At 48.7% G+C, this 5,037-nt stretch carries 4 protein-coding genes; 2 read left to right on the forward strand and 2 right to left on the reverse strand.

Translation table 11 applies throughout. The annotated features are described in order from the left end of the window. A partial coding sequence (locus UB23_RS28860; protein ID WP_152644314.1) for a Hachiman antiphage defense system protein HamA occupies positions 1–492 on the reverse strand: 492 nt, incomplete at its 3' end. Positions 493–683: 191 nt separating this feature from the next. Next, positions 684–1,991 (reverse strand): tyrosine-type recombinase/integrase, encoded by a 1,308-nt coding sequence (locus tag UB23_RS22685; RefSeq protein ID WP_236695881.1) that lies wholly within the window; start codon positions 1,989–1,991, stop codon positions 684–686. Between the two features lie 514 nt (positions 1,992–2,505). Here UB23_RS22685 and UB23_RS22690 point away from each other — a divergent pair. After that, on the forward strand, positions 2,506–3,852 hold the full coding sequence (locus tag UB23_RS22690; protein ID WP_045061531.1) for an FRG domain-containing protein: 1,347 nt from the start codon (positions 2,506–2,508) through the stop codon (positions 3,850–3,852). A gap of 418 nt (positions 3,853–4,270) precedes the next feature. After that, the coding region (locus UB23_RS22695; RefSeq protein ID WP_152644315.1) for a hypothetical protein at positions 4,271–5,037 on the forward strand (767 nt) is incomplete at its 3' end.

Genomic DNA, 5,037 nt, shown 5'->3' on the forward strand with positions numbered 1-5,037 from the left:
AGATGTGTATAAGAGACAGAATTGATCTTGTTCGCACCAGCGCATATGGATACCGTCAGACCCGTTTGACTCCAAACGCCTATTCGTCTTTAATTCCATTTTTGCAACGATTTGAGGTGCTCTAAGAATTGCTTCTGTTAAAAAGAAAAGAAGTGTTTCACCAGCCTCTCCAGTTTTGTCAGGATCATCCTCTGATATTTCTGGATGTCTAAATAACTTTCGTGCCTCTTTTGTTAGTTGTGCGGATTGTCTATTTGTTAGGGTTTCTGGCCTGTTTTTCGAGGCTATGCAATAGTCAATTATGTATTGGTAAAGTAGCTCGGCTAGGGCCTTGGACATTGGCCTACCGTTCCCATCAAACTTTAGATGATGTATTCGAATGTTTGCTTTTACTTCATCTATTGTTTCGGTATGCTCAATTACGTCGATGCATGATTGATAGTCTAACTCATCTACTGAAATATAAAGCGACGAATCTTCTAGGCTGCTCAATTATATTCTTCCTTGATTCGTTAAGACCTTTTTTATGGCTATTTAATACTCTTTATCACATTTAGATCTTTCGTTTCAATCTGAGGCCTTCAGTTGCCTCATTCCGACTGAAGGGGTTTTGGGATCATAGCCTTGGGAGGCGCTGGTGGCCAGTACTGTGCCATCCCTTCGCGGTTCATCCCTACAGGAGCCTACTCGATACGGAGCGGACTGAGCCCACGTTTGGGACTTTTCGCCGACTTAAGTGGTGTAACTGTAGCGCCGCTACAGTTCGCAAACTCATGCGGCGTGACATGCTCTTGTCTATTTGCCTCAAGGTACCGGCTCCACCAGTTCATGATCAGCCTGCGCTCCTCAATGAACTCTGCCTTGTGGATGTAAGCGGCGCGGACGTTGTTCCGCTCTTTGTGGCTCATCTGCCTTTCAATGGCGGTCTCGGACCACAGTCCTGATTCAATCAGCGCACTACAGGCCATCGAACGAAACCCATGCCCGCAGATTTCGGTTTTGGTGTCATAGCCCATTTTTCTGAGTGCACTGTTCACCGTGTTTTCAGACATGGGTTTCCAGGGCTTGGCATCGCCTGCAAACACCAGGTCGAATTTGCCGGTGAGGACGTGGATCTGTTCAAGCAGAGCCACGGCTTGCGGCGATAAGGGTACTAAATGGATATCCCCTGCCATCTTCGTACCCCTTGTGGAAAAGGGTACTCCCTCCAACGCGGGTCGAGTGTCCGGTATCTCCCAAGTGCCGCGCTTAAGGTCGAACTCGCTCCAGCGTGCGAAACGGAGCTCGCTGGATCGTACAAACACATGCAGCGATAGCATCACCGTCAGACGGGTAAGTGCGCGGCCTTTATAGGTGTCGATCCGCTCCTGTAGTTCCGGCAGTCGCGATAAGGGTAGAGCGGGGCGATGTACCACCCGAGGGGTTTTGATCAAGCCTTCGAGGTCGTAAGCAGGGTTTGCGGTGATAAGCCGTAGGCGCTTTGCCTTGCGCATGATGCTCTGCAGGTAGTTTTGTACCCTTAAAGCAACGTCTATCGTTCCGCGCTTCTTGATCGCTTCCAAGGGTTGCATGAGGTCATGGGTGTCGAGGTCGACAATGGCGCGGGCGCCGATCAGCGGGAACACGTGAGTTTTGAGGCGACTCATCACAGTCTTGGAATGGCCTGGTGCCCACTTGGCCGACATTTCCGTATGCCAGTCGAGCGCAACGCTTTCGAAGGTTCTGCCTTTGATTACGGCTTCCGCCTTGGCTTGGTGCTTGGTCTCTATGGGATCAATGCCATCCGCCAGCATTCGCTCGACCTCCAAGCGCTTGCGGCGCGCATCGGCGAGGCCAATGACGGGGTAGTTGCCGAACGAGGTCAGTCCTTCGCGTCCGTCAGGTTTGACGTAACGGAGCCGCCAGCCTTTGCGACCATTGGGTTGGACTAGGAGGTAGAGGCGATCGCCGTCGAAAAGCTTGTAGGCGCGGGATGGGGGAAGGGGCAGCAAGATAGTTATGACTGGAGATCTACAGTGAGGCTGGCGGCCTCATCGCGAGCAAGCTCGCTCCCACAGGTTTCCCTTTTCAGGTAGCCCCCGTAGGTGGTCCCGAAAGTTTCAAGGTGTGGACAAAAAACAAGCGACCCAGAAACAACAAAGCCCCTGCATTTCTGCAGGGGCTTCGTTTTGTATGGTGCCGGCACCAGACGAACGGTATGCTTCGGGGAGGTCAGGTTTTCCGGGCGTCTGGATTGCGGTGGAAAATTCGGCGTACCCCAACTAATAACTATAAATAAATCAGCTAGATATGGCGTTCGGTGGAATCGAATCGAGGATTCATATGGCGTCAGACATGTTGTCGACCCATGCGTACCAGTGCAGCATGGGTAGTGAAATCAAAACTCCATTTATATGCACGGTCTTTAACCCTCCTACAGGCTTGCATTTGATAAGATTGATTGTCTGTAATGGGAGAGCAGGGTGGCTGAGGGGCCATTAACAACGATAGAAAACTAGGGAAAGTATGTATCACTTCTTTGTTACGGCGCGCAGCGGTGCTTGGGACCATGGCTTCTACCTTTATGACCGTAGCCGATTTCTTGAGTACACAAACGACAAGATCGCAGAAGCGTTCACGATTCTGACGGATAGCCATATCCAAACTCTCCTGTCATGGCCGTGCCTCTTCGCTTATGAAGGGGATGAGGAGGACGTTCGGGTCGGCATACTACGCTCGATCAAGGAGCAAGGACGTTCCATACGCATTGAATTTGAACTGAGTAGCGATATCCCCCCCATTCCATACGCAACTATCAAACCAATCGCTTCGTTGCTGGACATCAGAGATTGGGAGATGAGTCGTACGCATTGGGCGATTAAAGATGAAGACCTTTTCGTACGGTTGCGTGAACGCGGCCTACTGGGCGCAGGTGAGGCGGCTGGACCGGAACAAGAGCCAGCATTAGTCGACGCCCTACCGGAGGCTCCACCGTCACTCAAGGTGTCGACGGTGGGCGAGTTTATTCAGCAGGTGTTTCAGGTCCATTCGGGTGCGAGGGAGGTTTTTTATCGCGGCCATTCAAGTCGTGTCCGATACAAGCTAGAGCCATCACTGTTCAGAAAAGACGCACAAGGCAATTACCTGTACTTGGACTACGAACATACGCTGTATCGTGAACTGTTAGTCTCGAATTCTATCGACTTTCACGAGGACAACTACACTCTCGACCGACTGGTACGCATGCAACACTACTCGCTACCAACTCGGCTTCTCGACATCACATCGAATCCCTTAATTGCGTTGTATTTCGCATGCAAATCGAACCCCAATGTTGAAGGAGAGGTCATCATCCTGACAGTTGATCGGGAGCAGATTAAGTACTTTGATTCTGACACTGCAAGCTGTCTTGCGAATTTAGCTCGGCTACCAAAGGTCGATAAGGACGCCATTGATCATAGCATTGAAGACATCGACGAGTTCAATGGCCAGCTAACTCTTCGGCGACTTATCCACTTTGTCAAAGAAGAGAAGTCGTTTTTTGAGCCGCGTATCAAGCGGGAACACCTGCGCACTATCCTCTGTGTTAAAGGCAAACGCAGTAATAGTCGCATTACCTCTCAATCCGGAGCATTTTTGCTGTTTGGGCTGGACGCAGTGCTCAATGAAAGTGGCACGGAGGAAATCAGCTTGAAGCGAATTTCCGTCTCGAATAAATTCGAAATTTTGCGTCAGTTGGATCTGCTGAACATCAACGAGAGTACTGTCTTTCCGTATATCGAGAATTCGGCGAAGTACGTGGCACAAAAATACTCTTTCTCGGGAATCTCGAATGCTACGGGCCGGTCTGACAGTGCCGAGTTAGATACATGACACGGGACAATTTAGAGAGTGCTGGCTTGCCCTTCATCTCCGAGGACTCCGAAGGTAGAGGGTGGGCAGCTTCGACCCTGCACACCAGCAATGGAATGAAAGCAACTGGCCGTGAATACGAGGTAAAATTAGGATAGTGGGAGTCATAGACGCTGACCGGCGTCGACAAAAAATGAGAAGTTTTCAAAATGGCTACTAGCCTATATATTTATCGGCCATTTTGTCGATTGCTTCCCTTCCTTATAGGCAGCTTTCGAAAAAGTGGACGTTCGCGACTGACAAAACCAAAGTTCAAAAATTTCCTAATGAGCCACATTCGCATCCAGTGAGTGGTTCTCTTAAGCAGCGTGGAGCACGTGCTTAACTTATGCCCTCTGTAGGCTTCTGCGGGGGGGACCAAATCTTAAGGGGAGGGAGCATGTCTGAATCTAAGCTGATGATCGCTGCTCGGAAAAAAAATGGGCAACTCGGCTATTTGTCCGAAGGCTACTCAATTCCTGAGTTCTTCTCGCTCATTCGCCCTATAAACAATATCAACGTACTGATGGATTTTTCCCCTTTGATTGATGTACTGCACAAGCTGCATCATCAAACTGGTAATCGGGCGCTGTTGGCAAGTTATAACGACCTGCACAATTTTTGGAGAGAGTCAAAAAGCTATAGGAAAGAATCTATCCTGATGGCTAGGGCTGAAAAGGTCAGTGAAAAATCAAGCGCCCTCATTGCCGAACTGCAAATAAGGATCGGTGATCGATATCCAGCCTTTTACGATAAAAATATCGATGAAATTCAATCCTATGTTCTTGAGCTAAAAGCAGATTGTGATATTTATATCAACACGCTGTTGTACTATATTCATGCTAAGGCCGTTCTAGAGGTAGAGTCTTTTGCTAGGGATTCTGTTCTTGTTGAGCATGGAAAATTTCTAGAGGATGTAATTCGAAAGACTTATGATAGTCTTATGTCAATTTCCAGGCATGGAGAGCAATTTATCATATTCATGGCATTCGAACGTCCTGAAGAAGCTTTGTATTTCTTGGCTTTGGAGGGCAAGTATACATCGCTAGACGAATTAAAACTTAATGCTCTAGCGCAGTGCACATCAAGAACTGTATGGGATGACTATTTCGGTAATCAGCAGATTATCTCTCTTAGTTATGCTTCGTTCAGTGATAAGTTTATTAA

The organism is Pseudomonas sp. ES3-33 (assembly GCF_000952175.1).
GTDB classification, from domain to species: domain Bacteria; phylum Pseudomonadota; class Gammaproteobacteria; order Pseudomonadales; family Pseudomonadaceae; genus Aquipseudomonas; species Aquipseudomonas gregormendelii.

What these genes read in the sequence shown, in the direction of transcription:
- UB23_RS22690 (WP_045061531.1), top strand. Translation starts at nt 2,506, where the DNA reads ATGTATCACTTCTTTGTTACGGCGCGCAGCGGTGCTTGGGACCATGGC.